18 protein-coding genes are annotated in these 22,764 nt (G+C 62.0%); 10 read left to right on the forward strand and 8 right to left on the reverse strand.

Features of this window, described 5'->3' with window-relative positions; translation table 11 throughout:
- Positions 1-37: 37 nt before the first annotated feature.
- Positions 38-538, reverse strand: coding sequence for a PspA/IM30 family protein (locus BLV41_RS14660; protein WP_074712281.1), 501 nt, complete (start codon positions 536-538; stop codon positions 38-40).
- Positions 539-541: 3 nt separating this feature from the next.
- On the reverse strand, positions 542-1,117 hold the full coding sequence (locus tag BLV41_RS14665; protein WP_074712282.1) for a hypothetical protein: 576 nt from the start codon (positions 1,115-1,117) through the stop codon (positions 542-544).
- A gap of 154 nt (positions 1,118-1,271) precedes the next feature.
- On the opposite strand from BLV41_RS14665, the gene BLV41_RS14670 reads away from it, so the two are divergent.
- The 5 genes from BLV41_RS14670 to BLV41_RS14690 all read left to right on the forward strand — a co-directional run bounded on the left by BLV41_RS14670 (position 1,272) and on the right by BLV41_RS14690 (position 4,610).
- On the forward strand, positions 1,272-1,673 hold the full coding sequence (locus BLV41_RS14670) for a YccF domain-containing protein (protein ID WP_044577515.1): 402 nt from the start codon (positions 1,272-1,274) through the stop codon (positions 1,671-1,673).
- A 46-nt stretch (positions 1,674-1,719) separates the two neighbouring features.
- Entirely contained in the window at positions 1,720-1,953 is a 234-nt protein-coding gene (locus tag BLV41_RS14675) for a hypothetical protein (RefSeq protein ID WP_044577518.1), read from the forward strand.
- Positions 1,953-2,546 (forward strand): HutD/Ves family protein, encoded by a 594-nt coding sequence (locus tag BLV41_RS14680; protein WP_074712283.1) that lies wholly within the window; start codon positions 1,953-1,955, stop codon positions 2,544-2,546. Before BLV41_RS14675 ends, BLV41_RS14680 begins: the two co-directional genes overlap by 1 nt.
- Positions 2,547-2,551: 5 nt before the next feature.
- A complete protein-coding gene (locus BLV41_RS14685; protein ID WP_074712284.1) occupies positions 2,552-3,391 on the forward strand; it encodes a PhzF family phenazine biosynthesis protein in 840 nt (279 codons plus the stop codon).
- 91 nt (positions 3,392-3,482) lie between these two features.
- Positions 3,483-4,610, forward strand: coding sequence for a cation:proton antiporter (locus BLV41_RS14690; RefSeq protein ID WP_074712285.1), 1,128 nt, complete (start codon positions 3,483-3,485; stop codon positions 4,608-4,610).
- Between the two features lie 64 nt (positions 4,611-4,674).
- Here BLV41_RS14690 and BLV41_RS14695 read toward each other — a convergent pair whose 3' ends face one another.
- Positions 4,675-6,366: a DEAD/DEAH box helicase gene (locus tag BLV41_RS14695; protein WP_074712286.1), complete on the reverse strand. Its 1,692-nt coding sequence runs from the start codon at positions 6,364-6,366 to the stop codon at positions 4,675-4,677.
- Between the two features lie 497 nt (positions 6,367-6,863).
- On the opposite strand from BLV41_RS14695, the gene trmB reads away from it, so the two are divergent.
- The 3 genes from trmB (at position 6,864) to BLV41_RS14710 (ending at position 12,060) form a co-directional block, all read left to right on the forward strand.
- Positions 6,864-7,811, forward strand: a complete 948-nt coding sequence (trmB, locus tag BLV41_RS14700; RefSeq protein ID WP_083360797.1) for a tRNA (guanosine(46)-N7)-methyltransferase TrmB — start codon at positions 6,864-6,866, stop codon at positions 7,809-7,811.
- A 5-nt stretch (positions 7,812-7,816) separates the two neighbouring features.
- A complete protein-coding gene (locus BLV41_RS14705) occupies positions 7,817-8,410 on the forward strand; it encodes a hypothetical protein (protein WP_074712287.1) in 594 nt (197 codons plus the stop codon).
- Between the two features lie 143 nt (positions 8,411-8,553).
- Complete coding sequence (locus tag BLV41_RS14710) at positions 8,554-12,060, forward strand: DEAD/DEAH box helicase (RefSeq protein ID WP_074712288.1); 3,507 nt, start codon at positions 8,554-8,556, stop codon at positions 12,058-12,060.
- A gap of 99 nt (positions 12,061-12,159) precedes the next feature.
- Here BLV41_RS14710 and BLV41_RS14715 read toward each other — a convergent pair whose 3' ends face one another.
- From BLV41_RS14715 to BLV41_RS14730, 4 genes are all read right to left on the reverse strand, one after another.
- Positions 12,160-15,150, reverse strand: a complete 2,991-nt coding sequence (locus tag BLV41_RS14715; protein ID WP_074712289.1) for an alpha-mannosidase — start codon at positions 15,148-15,150, stop codon at positions 12,160-12,162.
- A 123-nt stretch (positions 15,151-15,273) separates the two neighbouring features.
- Positions 15,274-16,179 carry a carbohydrate ABC transporter permease gene (locus BLV41_RS14720; protein WP_074712290.1) on the reverse strand — a complete coding sequence of 302 codons (906 nt, stop codon included), beginning with the start codon at positions 16,177-16,179 and terminating at the stop codon, positions 15,274-15,276.
- The gene (locus BLV41_RS14725; RefSeq protein ID WP_074712291.1) at positions 16,176-17,171 is read right to left on the reverse strand and encodes a carbohydrate ABC transporter permease; all 996 of its coding nucleotides are present in this window, start codon (positions 17,169-17,171) and stop codon (positions 16,176-16,178) included. Before BLV41_RS14725 ends, BLV41_RS14720 begins: the two co-directional genes overlap by 4 nt.
- 34 nt (positions 17,172-17,205) lie before the next feature.
- Positions 17,206-18,498, reverse strand: coding sequence for an extracellular solute-binding protein (locus tag BLV41_RS14730; protein ID WP_074712292.1), 1,293 nt, complete (start codon positions 18,496-18,498; stop codon positions 17,206-17,208).
- 164 nt (positions 18,499-18,662) lie between these two features.
- Between BLV41_RS14730 and BLV41_RS14735 the strand changes: the two genes are divergently transcribed.
- Positions 18,663-19,958 (forward strand): glycoside hydrolase 5 family protein, encoded by a 1,296-nt coding sequence (locus tag BLV41_RS14735; RefSeq protein ID WP_074712293.1) that lies wholly within the window; start codon positions 18,663-18,665, stop codon positions 19,956-19,958.
- Between the two features lie 65 nt (positions 19,959-20,023).
- On the opposite strand, the gene BLV41_RS14740 is transcribed toward BLV41_RS14735, so the two are convergent.
- Positions 20,024-21,046, reverse strand: coding sequence for a LacI family DNA-binding transcriptional regulator (locus BLV41_RS14740; protein WP_074713348.1), 1,023 nt, complete (start codon positions 21,044-21,046; stop codon positions 20,024-20,026).
- Positions 21,047-21,627: 581 nt separating this feature from the next.
- Here BLV41_RS14740 and BLV41_RS14745 point away from each other — a divergent pair.
- The gene (locus tag BLV41_RS14745) at positions 21,628-22,737 is read left to right on the forward strand and encodes an EndoS/ChiA family endoglycosidase (RefSeq protein WP_074712294.1); all 1,110 of its coding nucleotides are present in this window, start codon (positions 21,628-21,630) and stop codon (positions 22,735-22,737) included.
- Positions 22,738-22,764 lie beyond the last annotated feature (27 nt).

Raw genomic sequence — 22,764 nt, forward strand, 5'->3', positions numbered from 1 at the left:
GCCAGATTTTCGGTAGACCGTACGCAGATGTGAAGTCTTAGCGCTGTCGGCCGTCTTCGTCGAACTCTTCAAGCGCTTTCGCGATGGCGTGATCGGCGCCGGCGGCCGTGTGGGCGGCCTTGAGCGTTTCCACCGTGACGTTGAATCCGCTCACTCGCGCCTGCAACTGGGTCAGGGCGCCGATCAACATGGTTTCCTGTTCCGCCAAGGCGTCGCGCTGCGACATGAGATCGCCCAACTGCTCCCCCATGATCAGATGACGATTCATAGCGGTTTGCGCCGCCGCCAAATCCCCGTCAGCCTGGGATGTCTCGGCCTGGTTCACCAATGCGGCCATGGCTTTTTGAAGATCGGCAGCTTGCAGGTCCAGACGCTGCCGACTCACCGAAACATCGGCAACCCCGCGGCGCATTTTTTGCACGGCTGACAGCTGCTTGCGCTGGGCATCGCCCAAGCTGAGCTGGTCGCGGGGTGAGGCTCCGGCGTCGTGTTTGGCCGCGGCGGGTTTGGAGCCAAATAGTCGTGCAAGGAAACGCATTGCCTAGTCCTGGCCGAGATCCGTATACGTCTTGGACCAGTTCTTGAGCATGGTGGCCTCGATTTCGAGCGTGCGCGTGAGGTCCTTCATGTCGACGTCGCCCGCCGGGGCGGCCGCACTGGCCAGGGCGTTGCGGACCCCCAGTGCCGTGTGCGTGATCTGCTCAACCTGCACGCCGAGAGTCTTGGCGTAGAGCGCCTGAACGGCACGATCGGGCTCCTGCTGGGCGACCACCAACTGGTGGTCCATGACCGTGGCCGTCTGGTTCAGCGTGCTGAAAATAGACTCAAGATTGCCCGTGTACTGACCCGTTGACTGGGCCACCCCGAGGGAGCGGCGCGTGGCCTCGATCGAATCTTTCAGGGCAACTCGCTGCTTCAAGATCTCAGCCACGGGGCCGGTGCTGGACTCCGCACGGGCTTTCAGGGCACCGCGCTTGGCCGACTCAATCTTGGGCTTGGAGAATTTCGCCAGGCTCAATGCGCCGCGGTAGATGAGCACACCAAGGGTGATGGCAATACCCGCAACAATGGCAATGATGACCAGCATGAGGATCAAAAAGACGGTACCGAAGTCCATGGAAGTGCCGGTTTCCTTGCCATTTTGGAAGTGATGTTGTTGCAATTTAGCCTAGCACCGGCGAACCCTGAGGGGTTGTGAGGGACAGCGAACTCAGGGTGGCCACAGGGTCATCCCTGATGTTTTCGCGGCTCGGGCAAGGCAGAATGGAATGATGAAGACAATTCTGAATGTCATTTGGCTCGTGTTCGGCGGTTTCTGGCTGGCCCTGGGCTATTTCGCGGCTGGCATTCTTTGCTGCATTCTCATCATCACGATCCCGTGGGGGATCGCCTCGTTCCGCATTGCCGGGTACGCCCTCTGGCCGTTTGGCCGGACAGTGGTGGACAAGCCCGGAGGCACGGGCATCGCCAGCACGCTGGGTAACGTCATCTGGATCTTGGTGGCGGGCATCTGGATCGTGATCGGGCACGTCACCACGGCAATCGCCATGGCCATCACCATCATCGGAATTCCCCTGGCCATTGCCAACATCAAGATGATCCCCATCTCCTTGATGCCTCTGGGCAAGGAAATTGTGCCAAGCAACCAGCCGTTCGTCAGCAACTACCGCTAGGACAGAACAAGCATCGCCATTGTCCCGCTCCGCGTAAGCTTGTGCCATGCGTAACAAGACCGACTGGCTGGACATCATCGTCAACTTCGCCAGCTTCGCGGCCATGATTCTGGTGCTCACCTTTGTCAGGACCAATCTGCCGATCAAGATCGTGCTGGCTTTTGCCGTCTCCCTAGCCATCACGGGAGGCTGGTCCTACTACAAACGCAAGCTCCGCCGTCGGCCGTCAGACCCCAAGCGATTGCACGTGTATAGCGTGAAGAATGAGGACGAAAAATAGTGGAAATCATTCGTTACGCCTCTCTCAAGTCAACCCCGTGGGCCAACGGCGGCGGCATCACGCGGCAGATTGCGGCCGGCCCGGACACCAAGAACTGGGACTGGCGTGTGAGCCTGGCCGAAGTTTCCAAGGCTGGCCCATTTTCGCCCCTGCCCGGCGTTGACCGGATCATCACGGTGGTCGAGGGCGATCTCATTGCGCTGACAGTTGACGGTGTTGAACAGGCTCTGGAGACGTACCGTCCCTTCCGCTTTTCCGGCGATTCCGAGACTTCCGCAGCCTTGCCCACCGGCGTGTTGAAGGACTTGAACCTGATGACTCGGCGCGGCGCCTTCAAGGGCTACGCCGCCATCATCGAGCTGTCAAAGAAGCGCCCGCACCCAGTGTTCGCTGACCAATTTGCCGTCCTCTTGCAGGGTTCGGCCACGGTTTCCCCGGCGGCCTCCCCCGCAACGGACTACGCCAAATCCTCCTCGACAGCGCCCGCCGCCGAAGCGCTGGGCAAGTTTGACACCGTGGTTGGCTCCGATGATGGACCGGAGATTTCCGGTCGCGGCTTCTTGGCTGTGCTGAGCATCGACCCGGTCCCATAGCCCTGATGACCAGATCGCGCAGGTACAGCGAGGTCGATGTTTTCGCGGCAACCCCCTATCGCGGAAATCCTCTGGCGGTAGTGCACGACGCCGAGGGTTTGAGCGATGCGGACATGCAGCAATTCGCCAACTGGACCAACCTTGCCGAAACAACGTTTCTGCTTGCTCCCACGAATCCGCAGGCGGACTATCGCGTCAGGATTTTCACAGCCAGCGAGGAACTTCCCTTCGCCGGGCATCCCACACTCGGATCTGCAAGGGCCTGGCTAGATTCCGGTGGCGCAGTGAGTCCGGACGGTGTAGTCGTTCAGGAATGTGCGGCAGGCCTGGTCTCGATCAGGGTTTCCGGAGACCGGTTCGCGTTCCAAGCCCCGCCGTTGACCCGCTACGAGGCCGTTGATGAATCACATCTGCAGCGAATCGCCGACGTCTTGGGAATCCGGCGGGAAGAAATTCTTGACTCCTCGTGGATCGTCAATGGACCACGGTGGATTGGCATCAGGCTGCATTCTGCTCAGGACGTCCTGGAGCTCCGTCCTGACCCGGCGCAGTTGGGTGATCTGGAAATTGGCGTAGTAGGGCCCTACGGCCCTGAAGCAACTGCGCAGTTCGAGGTGCGCGCCTTCTTCGGCGGAGACGCCGTGTGGGAAGATCCGGTGACGGGCAGCCTCAATGCGGGCCTGGCCCGGTGGCTGATGGATACCGGGGCAGCCCCAGCCAACTATGTGGCATCTCAGGGAACCGTCTTGGACAGGCAGGGACGGGTCCACATCAGCGTTGACGGGGACGTGATCTGGGTTGGCGGGCACGTCAGCGCGTGCATCAGCGGAAGCGTGCTGATTTAGTTTCAAGGCCAACCCTTTGGCAAAACAAGTTCACCATGCACAATGAGCACATGGGACAGCACTACTTGGCCAGACACGGACGGGCACGGTCATGACGTTCCCCCTGCTCGCACTGATTTGCGTCGCAGCATTGCTGGGCCCGCTCCTGGCACTTCCCCGAACATGGCACGTCCCGGTAGTCATCGGTGAACTGGTGGCCGGGATCCTCATTGGTCGCAGCGGCTTGCGCCTTGTTGACCCGGGCGAACCCACGTTTACTTTTCTGGCGGATCTCGGTTTTGCACTGATCATGTTTGTGGCAGGATCCCACGTTCCGGTCCGGGACCAGAACATCCGCTCCGCGTTGGGCAGCGGCGCCGCGCGCGTGGTTCTAGTGACGGCGGCCGCCGCGGCGGTTGGAATTGCCGTGGCCGCCTTGTTTGGCACTGGACACGCACCGCTCTACGTTGTACTTTTGGCGTCCTCGTCCGCAGCACTGGTGCTGCCGATTGTTGGCTCACGCAGCCTCAAGGGCCCCAACGTCCTAGCCATGACGGCGCAGGTAGCCATAGCCGACACCCTCGCCATCGTGGCCCTCCCGCTAGCCCTCAACCCTGCCACGGCAGGGCGCGCCGCACTGGGCTCACTGGCCGTCTTGGCCAGCGCGGCCGCGCTATTCTTCCTCCTGCACAAGGCGGAGCAAAAGGGGCATCGACGAAGAGTTCATGAGGTCTCCGAACAGCGCGAATTCGCCTTGGAACTCAGGATTCAGTTGGCCGTTCTCTTCGCCCTGGCGGGTCTTGCCGTGTGGAGTCATGTCTCTATCATGCTCGCCGGCTTCGCCTTTGGGCTGGCCGTCGCTGCCGTGGGTGAACCGCGGCGCCTGGCCCACCAATTATTCGCCCTCACCGAAGGCTTCCTCGGGCCACTGTTCTTTCTGTGGCTCGGTTCATCCCTTGACCTGCGCGAACTCTCCACAGAACCCAACATGATTTTGCTCGGCCTGGTCTTGGGATTTGGCGCCATCGGTGTGCATTCGCTGACGCGCCTACTCGGCCTGCCACTGCCGCTTGGCGTGCTCTCTGCCTCGCAACTGGGCGTGCCAATCGCGGCCGCCACCATCGGCATCCAACAAAACCTTCTGGCTCCGGGCGAACCCGCGGCACTCGTGCTGGGCGCCCTCGTCACCATGGCGGCCACCACCTTGGTCAGTGCCCGGCGTCGCCTATCTACGGGGTAAACAAAAACAACCCACAGCACCGGCACATTGTGGCCGGTTGCTGCGGGTCGTTTTCTGAGCTTATTTAGCGGCTGCGACGCTGGTTGGAGGCCGGAGCCGACGCGCGGCGGGCGCCACCACCGGAGCGGGCCGAGCCGCCACCGTTAGCGTTGTAGCTGCCGCCGGAGGTTCCGCCGGTGTTGGAGGACCAGGCAACGCCGGAGTTGCTGCGTGCGCCGGCGCCTTCGCGCGATCCGCCGTCGCGGGCCGGGCGACCCTCAGCGGAACGGGCCGGACGGCCCTCAGCGGAGCGAGCCGGGCGACCTTCAGCAGAGCGGGCCGGACGGCGGTTTTCGCCGCCGCCGAAACGGGCGCCCTGAGGCTGGCCTTCACGACGGTCGCCGCGGTTGCCCGCAGCTGCCGGACGCTCGCTGGAATCGGAGGCTACACGACCACGGCCACCGCGACCCCCACGGCCACCGGCTGTGGGTGCCGCGCCGGAGCGGACCGAGCGCTTGCGCTGAGCGTTTGCACCGGTTGAGGTGCCACCGCCCTGAGCAGGCTGCTTGGATGCGAGCAAAGCTGCGCGGGTGCGCGGGTCAATCTTGTCAGCAACGTCGCCCACCAACGTGGCGATCAGGGGTGAGCTGGTGGTGACGCGCTCGAAGTTCACGTCAACGCCGGCTGCGCGCATGAGCTTCTTGACGTCGCCCTGCTGCTCCGGAAGCGTCAAGGTGACAACAACGCCGTCGGACCCGGCGCGAGCCGTACGGCCTGAACGGTGCAGGTAAGCCTTGTGCTCTGTGGGCGGGTCAACGTGGATGACCAATTCGATGTCATCAACGTGAACGCCGCGGGCGGCAACGTCGGTGGCAACCAGGACGCGGACGCCGCCGGTGGAGAACTCGGCCAGGTTGCGGTCACGAGCATTCTGTGACAGGTTTCCATGAAGGTCGACGGCCGGAATGCCGGCGTCGGTCAGGGTCTTGGCCAGCTTGCGGGCATGGTGCTTGGTGCGCATGAACAAGATGCGGCGACCGGCACCGGATGCAAGCTCAACGATGACCTGCTTCTTCACGGTCTGGTCATTGACGACCAGGACGTGGTGCTCCATGGTGGAAACGGCAGCCTTGGGCTCGTCCACCGAGTGGGTGAGCTGATTGGAGAGGTAGCGCTGAACAATCTTGTCAACGCCGTTGTCCAGGGTTGCGGAGAACAGCATGCGCTGCCCCTGCGTGGGGGTGGTGTCCAGCAGGCGCTTTACAACGGGCAGGAAGCCGAGGTCAGCCATGTGATCGGCCTCGTCCAGGACAGTGATCTCAACGCTTTCCAGCGAGACGATGCGCTGCTTCATGAGGTCTTCGAGGCGACCGGGGCAGGCAATGACAATGTCAACACCTGCGCGCAGGGCCTTTTCCTGACGGGCCTGTGAGACGCCACCGTAGATGACAGTGGTGTTCAAGCCCATGGCCTTGGCCAGCGGCTCGATGGTGTTGTTCAGCTGGGTTGCCAGCTCGCGGGTCGGTGCAAGAACCAGGCCCATGGGGCGGCCGGGCTTGCGGAAGTAAGGAGCTTCGCGCTCGGCCAGGCGGGCAACGAGCGGGATAGCGAAGGCAATGGTCTTGCCGGAGCCGGTGCGGCCGCGACCCAATACATCGCGGCCTGCCAGGGTGTCAGGCAAGGTCTTGATCTGGATGGGGAACGCTTCTTCAATGCCCTGAGCGGCGAGTGAAGCAACGATTTCCTTGGGCGCACCAAGGGCAGCAAAAGTTGTCATGTAAAGAGAGAATCTTTCGTAAGGCGGTTCAACGTCCCACGAGCAGTTTTGACCGCGGGTTCGCCGATTCAATGCCAGAGCGTGTCAACCGCGAGTTGCTATAGAGCAAAATCAATGCGGGACAAGTTGCATGCGTTCATCGACGCAGAATGCGCGAAACGCACATTAAGTAGTCTCAGTCTAACAGTGGGGCAGCATCGAATTTCCCGTTAGTGCCGCAACTCACCTTCTCGGGACTCAGGCCGCCGGGCAAAGACGGAGTGCTGGCGTTCCCGGGCCGGAGTTTTCGTATGCGCTGAACTCGCGCCGAGTTTGACGCATCTTGCCCACTGGCGCACAACTGGCGTCGGGTTCCACGCATACGAGAACGCCACTTTTCGTATGCGCTGAACTCATGGCGAGTTCGACGCAGATTAGATCCAGATCGGGCGAGGACTGGCGTAGTCCGAGCTAGCGCGACGAGTGGACGGAGTCGAAGCCCGGTACCCTTAAAGGTAATGAGTGAAATCCCAGCTTCCGACACCGAATTCCCCGTACTCGCTGACACGGCTACGCCTGCGCCCGCTGCCGCCGAGTCCACGGCAGATCAGCGCGCCCCCCGCACCGGGGACGGCTCCGCCCGCCCGATCACGCCGGGAACCCAGGCCGCCGAGGGCACGTACCGCAGGCAGACAGTGTCATTCGTGCGCCGCGGCACGCGGCTGCAGGGCAAGCGCCAGAAAGCCTGGGACGATCACTCCGCTTACCTAGCCGTGGATATCCCCCGCCATATCGCCGACACCTCCGTCCACCCGGAGTACGCCTTTGACGCCGCAGAGGAGTTCGGCCGCACGGCCCCGCTCGTCGTCGAAATCGGCTCCGGCCTGGGTGATGCCATTGTGCACGCGGCCAAGGAGAATCCTGACAAGGACTTCCTCGCCGTCGAGGTTTACACGCCCGGCCTGGCCCAAACCATCCAGAAGCTCGTCGCCAACAAGATCAGCAACGTCCGCGTGGTTCAGGCGAACGCACCCGAGGTCTTGAGGACCATGCTGCCGACAGGTTCGGTGAGCGAAGTCTGGGTATTCTTCCCGGACCCCTGGCACAAGACCAAGCACAACAAGCGCCGCATGGTGAACGACAACTTCGCCCCCCTCGTGGCCCGCGTCCTTGCCCCCGGCGGAACCTGGCGCCTCGCCACCGACTGGTCCTCCTATGCCGAGCAGATGCTCGAAGTTGGCGCGGCGGCGGAGGAGTTCACCAACGTGCACGACGGCGAACACACCGGTTCCGAGAGCCCCCTCACCGCGGCGCGGCTCAGCGGAGTGGACTGCGAACAAAGCGACGAACCCGATGAGGTGGGAGGTTGGGCCCCCCGCTTTGACGGGCGCATCCTGACTAGCTTCGAAAACAAGGCGCACAAAGCCGGCCGGGTCATCTTCGATTTGTCCTTCCGCCGGAACTAAACGCCATGCCCGGCGAGCCACAGTTCAAAACGTGGCAGGAAATGCTGGAGCACAACAGGGGGTTGTTGCTGCGCCGGACCGGCCATGATGTGGCGTGGTGGCTGGCCGAGGCGCGGGCCCAGGCCAGTGCTTCTGAAGCTGACACCCGCCGCTGGTTGGTCGAGAACGGGGTGTCCGGCTATGCCCAAAACCCGATCATGTGGGAGTTGTACGGGTATCCAGATTTTTTCTTGAAGGATGCCGTGGAGCTGCTGGATGGGCAGTATGCCGACCGTCCGGCGCTACGGCCCATAGCCGACGCCGTGATTGCGCTGACGTTGGCGTGGGCCGAAGACGGAACCGCGAACACCCAGATTCAACTGCGGAAAACCTATTTTTCGCTCACCACTCCGCGGCGGAAATTCGCGCAGGTCACGCCGGTGAGTAAATCCGCGGTGGATATTTTCCTGCGCCTGGATGATCCTGCCGCCGGCCGCCTCGAGATCGTCAAGGTCAGGGCCGGCGACCCGTTCCAACGCAAGGTCCGGCTGCGTGAGGTGGGCGATGTTGATGCAAGTTTGGCCGAAATTCTCTTACGCGCCTACGCCGCCAATAGCTAATTTCGCGAGCAATGGCGCCGCCATTGGCCTGTTGGGGCATCTCAACGACTCTAAAAGATGAAAGTGATGCCCAAAGCCGCCTAAGATTGATAGATGTGGTTCGCAATCTTGAGCCGCCCTCAACCGACAGGTGGAAAAGTTCCGTGACGCACTCCTCCGCGGGTTCTCGTTTGCTGACGCGAATCGCCGAGTTCACCGACAATTCCATTGCCGCCGGCCGCGTGTACGCCGACGAGGGCAGGGTCAGCGAAATAACGCTGGAACCGGCCACCGGTTTACTCTCCGGCAAAGTGACCGGCAGCCAGGTCTACCGGTCCACGTCGAAGCTTGTCCGCGAGCACGACGGCGTCATCGCCTGCCGCGTGGGCATCTGCAACTGCCCTGTGCGGCAGAACTGCAAACACGTGGTGGCCCTGATCGCTGCGGCCGAAAGCGACCCCGCGTTCACCGACTTCTTTGTCCCCGAAGAGGCCCCTCGTGAACCAACGTTCCTTGAAACGCTGCTGGCAAAGGCCAAGGACGGCAAGTCCGCAACTGCTGCTCCGGCAAAAACAACAACGGACGAACCCGTTGATTCATGGGAGGCCGCGCTCTCCGCCCTGCTGCCGCCGGCCGCTTTCGCCCCCAGCGCCGACACCCCTGCTTTGGGTCTGCAATTTGAACTTCATGTACCCCCGCCGCGTTTCTCATACCGTGGCCGCGGCAGCACCGTCCCCTCGGAGCCGGTACTGAACGTGCGCCCCGTGGTCATGGGAACGCGCGGAAAATGGGTCAAGACCGGCGTCAGCTGGGCCACTTTGGGCTACCTGACGTACGGTGGCGCGCACGATCGCACGCAGCTGGAATGGCTCAGCGAATTTCTTTCGTCTCACAGCCCCCGCCAGTTCAACCATGGCAATACCGGCTCTTGGCTCTCGCTCAACGACTTTGCCGGGCGCAACCTCTGGCAACTGCTTCATGGCGCTCACAAAAATGGTGTTGCCCTGATCCAGTCAGGCAGCGGAGATCCGGTCCGGGTTGTTGACCAAAACGCCATGTTGCAACTCGATGTCACGCAGGGTGAAGATGGTGGCCTTGATGTTGGGCCGCTAATCGAGATCGACGGCGTGCCCGTCACCGCGGGGATCGTGGGCCGTGTTGGCAACCCCGTCAACGGGCTGTTTTTCTCTGATCAGGCCGAAACCGCAGCGTCCGGGGCCACCGCCGCCCCAGGCAGCAACGCCGTCGTGCGTGGAAACATCACCCTGGCACCCTTGCCGGCCGACGCCTCGACGCAAATGCTCGATTTTGCCCTCCGCAAGGAACGGGTTCACGTGCCGGAGCAGGCGCGCGATAAGTTCCTGACCCAGTTTTATCCGCAGCTCAAGCAGGCCGCCCAGGTGGTTTCGGCGGATCATTCGGTGGAACTGCCGGCCTACGTTGAGCCCACTTTGTCGCTATTGGCGGCGTACGGAACCGATCACACGGTGCGACTGCACTGGGAGTGGCATTACCCTGCTGGCAGCCGGGTGACGTCATTGCCGCTGTGGCCCGAGCTGGGCGAGCACGCCGTGCGTGACACAGGTGCCGAGGCGCGGTTGATCGCCAGTGTTGGCCAGCCGTGGGAAGACATCACTGACATGGGTGTCGCGGCGAACCACGCCTGGGGCGAGCCCTCGCTGGCAGGAACCGCGGCGCTGAGCGGCCTGGACACCCTCACGTTCACCGAGACCGTGCTGCCGAGGTTGCAGAAGCTGCCCGGCGTGGAGGTTGACACCTCGGGTGACATCGCCAGTTACCGCGAGGTCACCGAGGCTCCCATTGTGACCATCTCCACCAAGGCCACCGATGAGCGTGACTGGTTTGACCTGGGCATCGTGATCACGCTCGAGGGCCAGTATGTCTCCTTCGCCGCTGTATTCTCCGCGCTGGCCGCCGGCAACTCGCGCATGTTGCTGCCCAGTGGCGCCTACTTCTCCTTGGATCGCCCCGAACTGCACCAGCTGCGCGCCTTGATCGATGAAGCCCGCAGCCTCAATGACAACAAGGACGGCGAGCTGCGGATCAGCCGCTTTCAGGCCGGCCTGTGGGACGAGCTGGCACAGCTGGGCATCGTTGACGAGCAGGCGCAGGCCTGGCGCAACACAATTTCCGGACTGCTCGACGGCGGACCTCCCGTTCCGCTTGCGGCACCCGTCGGGTTGGATGCAACCCTGCGCCCTTACCAGTTGGATGGTTTTAACTGGCTGCACTTCTTGTACAGCCTTGGCCTTGGCGGCGTCCTTGCTGACGACATGGGCTTGGGTAAAACCGTCCAGACTCTCGCCTTGATGTGTCAGGTCAAGGCAGATGCGGCGGCAGGAGTGGGAACCGACGCCGCTGCCGAAGCAGGCACCGGTGACAGCGTTGGCCACGGCTCGGGGTCTGGCAACAGGCCGTTCCTCGTGGTTGCTCCCACGTCCGTGGTGGGCAACTGGGCCAGTGAAAGCATTAAGTTCGCTCCCGGGCTGAAGGTTGTCACGGTTTCCGAGACGTTCGCCAAGAGTGGGCTGAATTCCGCGAAGTTCTTTGGCGGAGCGGACATCGTCATTACCTCGTACGCACTGTTCCGCATCGATTTTGCTGAATACGGGATGCAGCCCTTTGCCGGGCTGATCCTCGATGAGGCGCAGTTCGTCAAGAACCACCAGTCGAAGGCTTATCAGTGTGCCCGGAAGTTGAAGGCCCCCTTCAAACTGGCTGTCACGGGTACCCCCATGGAAAACAACCTCATGGAGCTGTGGGCCTTGTTGTCCATTGTGGCTCCCGGCTTGTTCCCCAGCCCCAAGCGTTTTGCCGAGTTCTACCAGCGCCCCATTGAAAAGAACGCGGACTCCGAGCTGTTGGCCAAGCTGCGGGCCAGGGTCAAGCCACTCATGCTGCGGCGCACCAAGGAACAGGTTATTGCGGACCTTCCTGCCAAGCAGGAACAGGTGCTCGAAGTTGAGCTGAATCCGCGCCACCAAAAGATCTACCAAACTCATCTGCAACGCGAGCGTGCCAAGATTTTGGGTCTGCTGGAGGACGTGAACAAGAACCGCTTCACGATCTTCCAGTCCCTGACCCTGCTGCGCCAGCTGAGCCTTGATGTTTCGCTGGTGGATGAGGGCCAGGCCGGGGTGCGCTCATCGAAGTTGGACGTGTTGTTTGAACAGCTCGAGGATGTGGTCAAGGAAGGCCACCGTGCACTGATATTCAGCCAGTTCACTGGATTCTTGGGCAAGGTGCGCGATCGCCTCGTCGCCGAGGGCATCGACTTCCAGTACCTTGACGGTGGCACACGCAACAGGGCCGCCGTGGTGGATGAGTTCAAGAATGGTGATTCGCCGCTGTTCCTCATCAGCCTCAAGGCCGGTGGATTCGGCCTCAACCTGACGGAGGCAGACTACGTATTCATCCTTGACCCCTGGTGGAACCCGGCCTCGGAGGCACAGGCAGTGGACCGTACCCACCGCATTGGCCAGAAGAAGAACGTGATGGTTTACCGCCTCGTTGCCAAGGACACCATCGAGGAAAAGGTCATGGCGCTCAAGGCCAAGAAGTCCCAGCTGTTCTCCGATGTGATGAGCGGGGACTCCTTGTCCAGCGGCGCGTTGACGGCCACGGACCTGGCCGGCCTCTTCCGCGACTAAGGGCCTCGCCTGGGCACAGAATCTGCAGAAAACGGCGACCGCTCAGCACTTTCGCTGAGCGGTCGCCGTTTGCTTTGGCCCACACCGGCAGGGTTGCGGCTAGCGCACTGCCCTCAAAGTGCGGACCTCGAAGGGTCGCAGGAACAGCTCGCCACCGATGCGAGCGTCCTCAAGCGGATCCTCAATGAGCGTTGCCTCGCGCAGCTCACGGTGCTCGAAGTCCGCCGTGATGGTGCCTGTGGTGCGACGGCCGAGGGATTCATAGACGCGCACAATGACATCGCCTGAGCCGTCGTCGGCCAGTTTCACGCCCGAGACAATGATGCCTTCACCCTCGAGTGTGAACAATGGGGCGACATCCTGCCCGCCACGCACAGTTGTTGGGGGCGTATTGAGTTCGATGCCCGCACGAGTGGCCTCTGCCGGCCCCGCCCCGATGACCATTCCTGTGCTAATCACGTGCCGGCCGTGATCGCTGTCCGGATCGGGGAAGCGTGGCGCACGAAGCAGCGACAGCCGCACGGTGGTGGTGACCGAGTCGCCGTCGACGTCCCGTGTGGTGTCATATCCGTAGATGGAGTCATTGACGAGAGCCACACCGAAATCATTTTCACGCACCAACACGAACCGGTGCATCGACGTCTCAAATTTCGCAGCCTCCCAGCTGGTGTTCGTGTGCGTCACCCGGGACTGGAAGCCAAACTGTGTTTCGGCCTCGGTATGAGAGGCCTGCACGTCCAGCGGGAATGCCAGCTTGAGCAGTTTTTCCGTCTCCTGCCAGTCAATGTCGTTGACGATGCGCAGGGTTCGCTCCCCCGGGGCCAACGTGAGTGTCTGTGTGACCGTCGATTGGGAGAATGCACGCTCGATGACCACCTCGGCCGTGCCCTCAACCAGACGTGAGCGGATGCCGGTGACTTCGCGCAGGTCGGTGACCCGGTTGCGATAGTAACGGTCGATGTCCCAGGCATCCCACATGTTGGGAAAGTCCTGGTGCAGCTGCAGGAGATTCGCGGCCTGACCCTCGGCCACAGCCTCGCGTCCGGTGCTTCGATCGACGGCGGAGACAATGAGACCCTCGTTCGAGATGCGCACCGTGACCAGCCCGTTCTCCAGGACGAGGTGGTCACCAGAGGTGTCCAGCGAGACCTGATCGGTCGATGCTGCGGGCGCTGTGGCACCGAGGGGTGCCGGGCCCGCCACCGAGACCGGTGAGAACACGAGTTCCCGGTCGCCCTCGCCCGCGAGCGACCGGCGTGCACCATCCGAGATGGCCCGTGCCCGTGCGATGACGTCCTCCAGGACGCTGACAGCTTCACGATGGACCCACGCGATGGAGGTGCCGGGCAGAATATCGTGGAACTCATGCAGCAGGACCTGCTGCCAGAGCTCATCCAGTTCCTCCTGCGGATAGGCGGCACCGTTGCGCACAGCATCCGTGGTGGCCCACAGCTCTGCCTCAACCAGTGCGTGCTCGGCCCAGCGGTGGCGCGACTTGGTGCCGTGCTGGCTGGTGAGCGTGCCGCGGTGCAGTTCCAGGTACAGCTCCCCCACCCAGACGGCGGGATTCGGAAGCTCGGCCTTGGCCGCGTCGAAGAACGTGTCCGGGTGCTCCCATTCGACCCTGGCGCTGCCCTCAAGGTCGTTCATGCGCGCGGCACGGCCAACCATTTCGCGTGTGGTGCCGCCGCCGCCGTCGCCCCAGCCAACCGGGGCAATGGACCTGGTGGCCACGCGGTTTTCCTTGAACTGTCGGGACGCCTTGGCCACCTCCATGCCCGAAAGCTGCGAGTTGTACGTGTCCATGGGCGGGAAGTGCGTGAACATCTGCGAACCGTCGATGCCCTCCCACAGGAAGGTGTGGTGCGGGAAGACGTTTTGCTGGTTCCAGGAGATCTTCTGCGTGAAGAACCATTCAAAGCCGGCTCGACGCATCAGCTGGGGCAGTGCCGGGGAGTAACCGAAACTGTCGGGAAGCCAGACGCCCTTGGACCGGATTCCGAATTCGCGCTCGAAGAACCGCTGACCGTGGGAGAACTGGCGCACCAGCGACTCCCCGGTGGGCATGACTGTGTCGGATTCAACCCACATGCCACCCAGCGGCAGGAAGCGGCCCTCGGCGACGGCTGCCTTGACGCGCTCAAACACTTCGGGGCGGTGCTCCTTGAGCCACGCATACTGCTGAGCACTGGACATGCCGTACTGGAATTCAGGCTGCTCATCCAGGAGTGCAACCATCGACGACGATGTTCGGGCCACCTTGCGGACCGTCTCGCGCAGCGGCCACAACCAGGCCGAGTCGATGTGGGCGTGGCCGATGGCCGAGATGCGGTGGGCGCTGGCGTCGGCCGGGGAGGCGAGCACCTCGACAAGCTGGGCGCGGGCGTCCCCTGCAGTCTCCACAATGCGCTGCAGGTCAAGCTCATCGAGGGCGTTGTCGAGGGCCTGCAGAATGCGCATGCGTCGCGGCGCCGTGGCGGGAAGCTCGGCCTGCAGCTCAAAGAGCACCTCGAGGTCCAGGGCAAGTTCAAAGACCTCGGGCTCGAAGACGGCCAGGTCCATCCGGCGCGCACGGTACAGCTTGTCCTTTGAGGAGGTGAGGATGTCACCCTCCTGTGTGGGGAGGAAGGGGTGGTAGTCAAGCAGCACGGGATTGGCTGCGGCCTCCAGGAAGAATTCCACCAGCTCCTCACCCTCGGCGGCGTCGGCGATGGGCAGCCACTGGTTGCGCGGGTTGAGGCTCTTCACCGGGGTGCCATCGGGCCGGTAGGCAAGCGCCTCGCACTGGAATCCGGTCATGTTGACGTCGAAGCCGAGGTCTATCAAGGCCTCAACGCGGCGCCCGGCCCATTCTGCCGGAACCGCCCCGGTGAGGCGGAACCACGTGGTTCCCCACGCTGGGCCCCAGTCGTCACCCACCCGCGCAGGTGTGTATTCGAGCGCGAGGCCCTCGACAGGGGTGATCGGCTCGCCTGGCAGTTCGTGGCACTCGATCGTCAAGGGCACTGATGCCGAGTGGACGGCAGGGCGGATGCGCTCCTCGAGTACGCGTTTAACGCGTCCGATCGTGAGTGCTGTGTCGTCATGCATGGATGATTCTCCCGGGGCTTGAAAGTTACTAAAACGCTCTAGTAAAAGAGTCTAAAACAATGTCTGGCGGAATCGACACCCGCCGGCGAAACCAAGTGACGGGCCAGGGGAACCGAAGCCCCATCAGCCCTTGACTCCACCTTCTTCCACGCCGCGGAAGAAATGCTTCTGCAGCGCTGCGAACAGCAAAATGATCGGGATAAGTGCGATCATTGTCCCTGCCGCGATGACTCGCGGATTGGCGGCGAAGTTTGAGTTGAGGTACTGCATCCCCACCGTGAGCGTGTAGTTCGCAGGGTCGGAGAGCACCACGAGCGGCCAAAGGAAGTCATCCCATGCACCAATGAAGGAGAACAGCGCCACAACAGAGACCATGCCGCGAATGTTCGGCCATACAATATGGCGCAGCCGCTGCATGGTGTTTGCGCCGTCGATGGTCGCCGCATCCAGCGTGTCCGGATGGATCATCCGGCAGGCCGCCATCATCAAAAGCACATTGATCGCAGCGATTGCACCTGGCAGGAACACGCCCCACAGGGTATTGGCGAGTCCGAGCGATTTGATGGTCAGGTACTGGCTGGTCAACGTTACCTCGCCGGGCAGCAGCAAGGTTGAGAAGAAGATGGCCAGAATGACCCACTTGAAGCGGAACTTCATCGTCCCCAGTGCGTAGCCACCGAGAGTCGCAAACACGACGTTGGTAATAACTGTTCCCACGCCGATGATCAGGGAATGCCACGCGTAGTCGAGCACGGGGATGGTGCGGAAAACCTCACCGTAGTTGGCCAGGGTGGGCTCCGCAGGAATGAGCGACGGCGGAAAGTCGTAGATGTTCTCGCCGGCACCCTTCAGCGATGTCGACAGCTGCCACAGGAACGGGAACACCATGATCACGAGCACGCCGAGCAGGAGCCCGTACTTGCCAATGAGACCACCCAGTGACGGTTTCATGATGTCTGCCGAGCCGCGTGCGCGGTACGCCTTCTCGCGGGGAATCTTCATGTCATGTTTGGACGTCTTGATGGTCATCGCACAAGCTCCTTCAAGTCCTCAACTGCAACTTCGGGCACCGCGGCACCAACCACCGAGGTGGGGGCCGGGGTCCGCTTGGCGAGCCTGGCTGCTCGCCGGCTGGCCAGGGCGTCCCTGATGGTTTCGCCATTGTTGACGACGGCGACGATCGACAGGGGCACGAGCGTCAGCAGGAACAGGACCAGCGAGATGGCTGAGGCGTACCCAACCTGCCCGTTGAGGCCCTTGCCCATTTCCTGGATCATCATGACCATGCTCATTGCCTGGCCACCAGGTCCCCCCGATCCGTGGGAGAGTACATAGAGCTCGGTGAAAACCCGCATGGCGCCCACGCAGACCAGGACCGAAACAAGCATCATCGGCCCGCGCACTCCAGGAACCGTCACCGCCCAGAAGCGGCGCCAGCGTCCGGCACCGTCCATCGCGGCAGCCTCATGCTGCTCTCGCCCGACATTGCCGAGGGCGGCAAGGTAGACCACCATGTAGTAGCCCACCCCCTTCCACACCGTCAGCCCGATTGCACACCCGATCAGCAGCCACCGGTCCGAGAGGAACTCGATGGGACGGTCGGCAAGCCCGAAGTAGCTCAGGGCCGAATTGACGGTGCCGCTTCCCGAGAACAGGAACTCCCAGACAATCGCGACCACTACCGCCGATGCAATCACAGGGAAATAGAAGGTGGTGCGGAAGAATCCGATTGCCGGCACCTTGCTGTTCACCAGGAGCGCGAGGAGCAGGGGCAGGAATGTCAGCAGCGGAACGCAGACGATCACATACACAATCGAGGTAGTCAGCGCGTAGCTGAACCGCTCATCCTCGAACATTTTCTGAAAGTTTGCCAGCCCCACAAACGCTGCGGGACGAAGTGGGCGTGCATCCGTGAACGCGAGGACAATCGTGTTCAGGAACGGCCACAGGGCGAACACAAACACCCAGATCACGCCCGGCGCTACGAGCAAATATGGTGTGTACCAGTTCTGTCGTCTCATGGTTATCTATTGCCCCTTCGTCCGTTGCCGACTATTAGTCGACGACGTTCTGCTCTGCATAGGTCACTGACTTCGTGAGTGCTTCCTCGGCCGAGATCTCACCCTTGACCGCGAGTGCGATCTGCTGCTGGGCGTAGTTGTTCATGGCTTCCGTGAACTGGGGCGCGCCCAACATGCGCGCGTCGCTCATCTGCGACGCTGCCAGCTCGTTCGCCGTCTTCTGCATGTCGTTCTTGGCACTCTCCGCAAACACCGAGACGTCCTTGTTGGCCTCGATGGTTCCGGGGAAGAAGCCGACGGCGAGCTTGACGAAGTCGATCTGGTTCTCCGTGTTGGTGAGGAACTCAGCGAAAGCCAGCGCCGTGGCTTCGTTCTTCGACTTGCCGGACACGCTGATGCCCTGCACAAACAGCGGCGGGTTGCCGAAGCCGTTGGTGACGTCAACATCGGGCAGGAGCTTGGGCGCGTTCACGGCAATGTCCTTGTCGATGTAATTGGGTCCGGCGGTGGCCCAGGCGACGGTTCCCTTGTTGAAGTTGGTGATATTGGAGTTCAGGGTGCCGGCGCCCTGGAGGGCCTCCGGCGAGACGGCGCCAAGCTTGTACAGCTCCGCGTAGCGTTCGATGACTGCCACGGCCGCCGGGGTGTTGAATACGAACTTGCCGTCGACGTAGACGTCCTGGGTGTCGCCGCCGTCCGAGACCAGGCTCTGCAGGGACTTCGGGCTGGGAACGTCGGAGATGGACTGGATGCCGGCACCGGCGAGCTTCCCAGCCGCGTCGAGCATCTCATCCACGTTTGTGGGTGTCTTGTCGACGCCACCCTTGGTGAGCAGTGCCTTGTTCCAGTAGTTCAGTTCGGTGCCCAGGTACCAAGGGAAGCCAAAGGATCCGTCGACCCCGTCGTAGGTGTAGGCGTCCACGCCACCCTCCACATAGTCGCCCAACACCTTTGAGGACTTGGACAGATCGAGCAGCTGCCCTGCCGAGGCCAGCGAGTAGCCGTATTCCGGGGGAAGGTTCAGGACGTCGGGAAGTTCTCCAGACCCGGCCTGCTGCAGGATCTTGTCCTCATACCCGTCAGCGGGCTGGTCGATCCACTTGACGGTGGTGCCGGGGTTTGCCTTCTCAAAGGCATCAACGACTCCTTCAAAGTACGGCGTGAACTTGTCGTTTTTCAATGACCAGGTCTGGAAAGTGATCTCACCACCGATCTTGCCGTCCCCGGCAGCGTCACCAGCTGGTGCGGCTGTGCCGCCCGTGCAGGCACTGAGAGCCAGCACGGTTGCCACCGCGATGCCTGTTGCGAGAATGTTACGAATCTTCATGGACGGTTCCCCTTCGAAGTGGTCCAGGTGCCGCGGCTCTGCCAGAGGCGGCTATCACAATTCATTACTAAAACGATATAGTGAACATAGCATGCCACACCGAACTCCGGCTCGTCTAGTACTGAATGAGACTCGCTCGGCAACGATTCCCTGGAAGGAACACGATGACTCGCCTCACCACCCCCTTGCGCTTCGGCGCCAACTACACGCCAAAAACCGACTGGATGCACGCATGGATGGAGCTGGATCTTGACGAGGTGCGTCGCGACTTCGCGGGGCTGGCCGAGATCGGCCTGGACCATGTGCGACTCTTCCCGCTCTGGACACTGCTGCAGCCGAACCGCACACTGATCAGGGAAAAGGCCCTTGACGATGTCCGCGCCATGGTGGACGTAGCCGCCGAGTTTGGCATGGATGCCAGCGTCGACGTCATTCAGGGACACCTCTCGAGCTTCGATTTTGTCCCCTCCTGGCTGCAAACCTGGCACAACAAGAACATGTTCACCCACCCGGAGGCCCTCAGCGGCCAGGTGGAACTGGTAACCCGCTTGGGCGAGCGGATCGGCGGGGCGAAGAATTTCCTTGGCTTCACGCTGGGCAACGAGACCAACCAGTTCTCGGCGGCGAACCACCCCTCACCGTGGCCTGTGACCCCAGACCAGGCCGCGAACTGGATCACCACCCTGCTGGACGCCGCCCAGGCATCCGCGCCGAACCAGGAGCATGTGCACAGCGAGTATGACGCCGCCTGGTACATGGACGGGCACGGATTCACCCCGGTGCACGCCTCGCGCCTGGGCGCCATGAGCACCGTGCACTCCTGGATCTTCAACGGCACCGCACAACGCTATGGCGGCCGCTCCATCGCCTCAGACCGTCACGCAGAGTACATGATTGAACTTGCTCGAGCATTCGCCACAGACCCGGAGCGCGCCATCTGGCTACAGGAGGTTGGGGCGCCGTCCAACTGCCTCACCTTGGAAGAGACACCAGGGTTTCTGGAGGCCACGCTGCGTTCCGCCGCACAGACAGAGAACCTGTGGGGCGTGACTTGGTGGTGTTCGCACGACGTCAGCCGGAAGCTCGCCGACTTCCCCGAACTCGAGTACACACTCGGACTCGTCGATCAGGACAGCAACATCAAGCCGATCGGCCGCCGCTTCGCCGAACTCATCCCCGAACTGCGCGAGCGGCAAGCGCATCCGGCGCGCACGCTGGGCATCGTCATAGAGATTGACGAAAATGAAACGCCGATCAGTCGAGGCGCCATGAGCCCCGGCGGCTCGATCTTCCAGGCATGGGTGGACGCCTGCACCGCCGGCGCCAACCCGGCCTTCGTCACCTCCCTGGATGCCGAAAAGCCCGAGGCCCTCGCCGCACGCGGCATCACAGAACTACTCCGGCCCGCCGTAACCCGCGGGTTGGAGTACTCCTCCCAGAACACCATCGTCCCCGCCTGACAAAGGGTCCGACCCGCTCAGTGGGGCGTCGCGGAGCACCGCCTCGCCCCACTGTTCGCGGAATATCAGCTCGGCGCTGCCGTGCTCTCACGAACTGTGAGCTGTGGCAGTGCGCCCATCCGATCCGGCAGCACCTCCCCAGCGTCGATTTGCTCCCGGAGGAAGTCCGCCGCATCCGAGCCAAGGCCGAAGGTGTCACGGGTGATGCAGGTAATCGAGGGGCGAACCAGCCCGGCGACTACTGAATCGTCAAAGGAAGCGATGGAGAGGTCCGCCGGCACAGACAGGCGCATCTCCTGGGCAACGCGGAGGCCGGCAATGGCCATCATGTCATTGTCAAAAACGACCGCGCTTGGTCGCTCCGCGCGGCTGAGAAGACGGCGCATGGTCGCTGCTGCCGCCGCTGGAGAGAAGTCCGTCGCGATCACCTCACCACTGACGCCACGCTCACTCAAGGCGGCAAGGACCTCTATGCGCATCCGCGTGTGCTGGAACTCTGCCGGACCGGAGACGAAAGCGATCGAGCGGTGTCCGAGTGCGGCTAAGTAGTCGAAAAGCGTGTGTGCAACCTGGCTGTCATCGAGCCAAATCGTGGCAGGGTGTCCGGGATCGGAGGTATGGCTGCCAATAACCACCGCCGGTAGAGACATCTCTTGCAGGGCCGCGAGCCGGGGATCGTCATCGCGCGGGTCGATCACGATGACTCCGTCCACCTGGTTGGAGCTGCTCCAGTGGCGGTAAGTAGCCACTTCCTCCTCGATGGAGCTGACCAGCACCATCTGCATCGCGATGCGGTACTCAGCCAGAGCGGACTGCACGCCGGCGATGAGGTCGGTGAAGAACGCCTCCGTGCCGAGTGTGCTGGCCGAGCGGTTCACGGCAAAGCCGATCACACCGGCCCGCGACCCAACCAGGGCGCGAGCAGCGGAACTGGGCACCCACTGATGCTCCTGCGCGATACTAAGGACGCGGCGGCGAGTCTCTTCGCTGACACCGGGCCGACCATTCAGGGCGAAAGAAACCGCGCCAGGTGACACTCCGGCCAACCTTGCAATGTCCGTGATGGTCACGCGCTTTGCTTTAGGCATCTGTTGATCCTCATCTGCTGAGGTAATTTCAGCCTCATGCTCCATAAACCGGCTTTCTCCGGTCTTGGAGAAAAACAATAAGTACGCCAACGCGGATACTACAACTGCACCCGACACCACAATATCCGACGCCGCAGATGGTCAAGTCTGGGGCAGCGAACCGCCCCGGACCACATTTAGCGTGAAGGTATCTGAGGTTCCCGCCCGAGCCCGCACTCCGTCAAAATGTCCTCGTTCATGAACTGCGCAACATCGAAGGACTTCGCAGCACCCGAGATTCTGAGTCAAAGCTATCGTTAGCGGACGATCTAGTCAATCGTTTTAGTTGAATGTTCCATGAGGCGAACAAAATACGCCTGCGCCGAGCTGGACAGCCCAATCCTGCACCATGCTAAATCGACACCTATTCCTGCCGTTACCGACACAGGGCCGAGCCAGCCGGCCCGGAGGTCCGTCATGTTCGCTCTCATTTTCCATGTGACCCTTGGCATATCGAAGGTCGCCAACTACCATCGCTATATCGCTTTAGTAAAGCGATACTGCACCCGCACCACTCGGTACTACAACACGACAGGGAAGTCATGTTCACTAAACGCCGCCTCATCGGCTCAGCCGCCATCGTCGCAATATCCGCACTAACGAGCGCCGGGATGCTGACGCCAGCTTTCGCCAAAGACGCCGCACCCTCCACATCAGTGGGCAGCATGGCCCACTGCCAGAGCGATCCGCTCATGATGGCCTACTACCGCACGTGGCGGGACACCACCGTGCCGGAGAGTGCCAACTCCAACCTGCCTGACAAGAACGTCATCTCGATGGACCAGATTCCCAAGGGTGTCGACGTGGCCATGGTGTTTGACGCCGGCGCCACCAAGGACACGGATTACTGGGAAACCCTGGGGAAGCACTACGTTCCGAAGCTGCACAAACAGGGAACACGCGTTGTTTACACGCTGTGGATCGACCAGTTCGCCAAGGCCGATGTGGCGCTCAATGACGAGGCCTACGCCGCGTATGCCCAGTGGATCATGGATACCTATGTCACTCCCTACGGGATCGATGGCATTGACGTCGATGTCGAGTCGTACCCGCAGGGCGACGGTCTCACCCGTTCGATCGGCATCTTCAACGCTCTGGGCAAGCTAATCGGCCCTAAGTCCGGCACCGACAAATTGTTTATCTTTGACACCAACCAGACCGGGTCGACGCCGCTGTTCTCGGCCGTCTCGCACAACTTCTCCTACGTACTGCTGCAGGCTTACGGTCGCAACATCACCGGCATGCAGAACACCTGGAGCACCTTCGCCGACAAGATCAACTCTTGCCAGTTCTTGATTGGTTTCTCCTTCCCCGAGGAGCAGGACCGCACCAACTGGAACGATGCCGCAGGCCCCTTCAGCGAAGAGGCCTTCTCCACCAGCCGGGCACGCGACTACGCGCTGTGGCAGCCAACGGGCGGCCAGAAGGGTGGAGCCTTCGTCTATGCAATTGACCGCGATGGCAAGGCCTGGAACGAGAACACCATCTCGCCCACCAACTTCGCTTGGACCAAGGCAGTGATCAAGGCACAGGATGACGCCGCGGGCATCAAGACCCCCGGCCAGGGCAACAACCCCCACAACAACAACGGCAACGGCAACGGCAACGGCAACGGTCATGATAACGGCCAGGGGCACGGCAACAACAAGTAGATCAGCTGGCCCCTGCAGCACTGGCGA

Origin of the sequence: Arthrobacter alpinus (assembly GCF_900105965.1) — a bacterium.
GTDB classification, from domain to species: Bacteria; Actinomycetota; Actinomycetes; order Actinomycetales; family Micrococcaceae; genus Specibacter; species Specibacter alpinus.

Coding starts and splice junctions, on each gene's coding strand:
- BLV41_RS14660 (WP_074712281.1), bottom strand. CDS start 538: ATGCGTTTCCTTGCACGACTATTTGGCTCCAAACCCGCCGCGGCCAAA.
- BLV41_RS14665 (WP_074712282.1), bottom strand. CDS start 1,117: ATGGACTTCGGTACCGTCTTTTTGATCCTCATGCTGGTCATCATTGCC.
- BLV41_RS14670 (WP_044577515.1), top strand. CDS start 1,272: ATGAAGACAATTCTGAATGTCATTTGGCTCGTGTTCGGCGGTTTCTGG.
- BLV41_RS14675 (WP_044577518.1), top strand. CDS start 1,720: ATGCGTAACAAGACCGACTGGCTGGACATCATCGTCAACTTCGCCAGC.
- BLV41_RS14685 (WP_074712284.1), top strand. CDS start 2,552: ATGACCAGATCGCGCAGGTACAGCGAGGTCGATGTTTTCGCGGCAACC.
- BLV41_RS14690 (WP_074712285.1), top strand. CDS start 3,483: ATGACGTTCCCCCTGCTCGCACTGATTTGCGTCGCAGCATTGCTGGGC.
- BLV41_RS14695 (WP_074712286.1), bottom strand. CDS start 6,366: ATGACAACTTTTGCTGCCCTTGGTGCGCCCAAGGAAATCGTTGCTTCA.
- trmB (WP_083360797.1), top strand. CDS start 6,864: ATGAGTGAAATCCCAGCTTCCGACACCGAATTCCCCGTACTCGCTGAC.
- BLV41_RS14705 (WP_074712287.1), top strand. CDS start 7,817: ATGCCCGGCGAGCCACAGTTCAAAACGTGGCAGGAAATGCTGGAGCAC.
- BLV41_RS14715 (WP_074712289.1), bottom strand. CDS start 15,150: ATGCATGACGACACAGCACTCACGATCGGACGCGTTAAACGCGTACTC.
- BLV41_RS14720 (WP_074712290.1), bottom strand. CDS start 16,179: ATGACCATCAAGACGTCCAAACATGACATGAAGATTCCCCGCGAGAAG.
- BLV41_RS14725 (WP_074712291.1), bottom strand. CDS start 17,171: ATGAGACGACAGAACTGGTACACACCATATTTGCTCGTAGCGCCGGGC.
- BLV41_RS14730 (WP_074712292.1), bottom strand. CDS start 18,498: ATGAAGATTCGTAACATTCTCGCAACAGGCATCGCGGTGGCAACCGTG.
- BLV41_RS14735 (WP_074712293.1), top strand. CDS start 18,663: ATGACTCGCCTCACCACCCCCTTGCGCTTCGGCGCCAACTACACGCCA.
- BLV41_RS14740 (WP_074713348.1), bottom strand. CDS start 21,046: ATGCCTAAAGCAAAGCGCGTGACCATCACGGACATTGCAAGGTTGGCC.
- BLV41_RS14745 (WP_074712294.1), top strand. CDS start 21,628: ATGTTCACTAAACGCCGCCTCATCGGCTCAGCCGCCATCGTCGCAATA.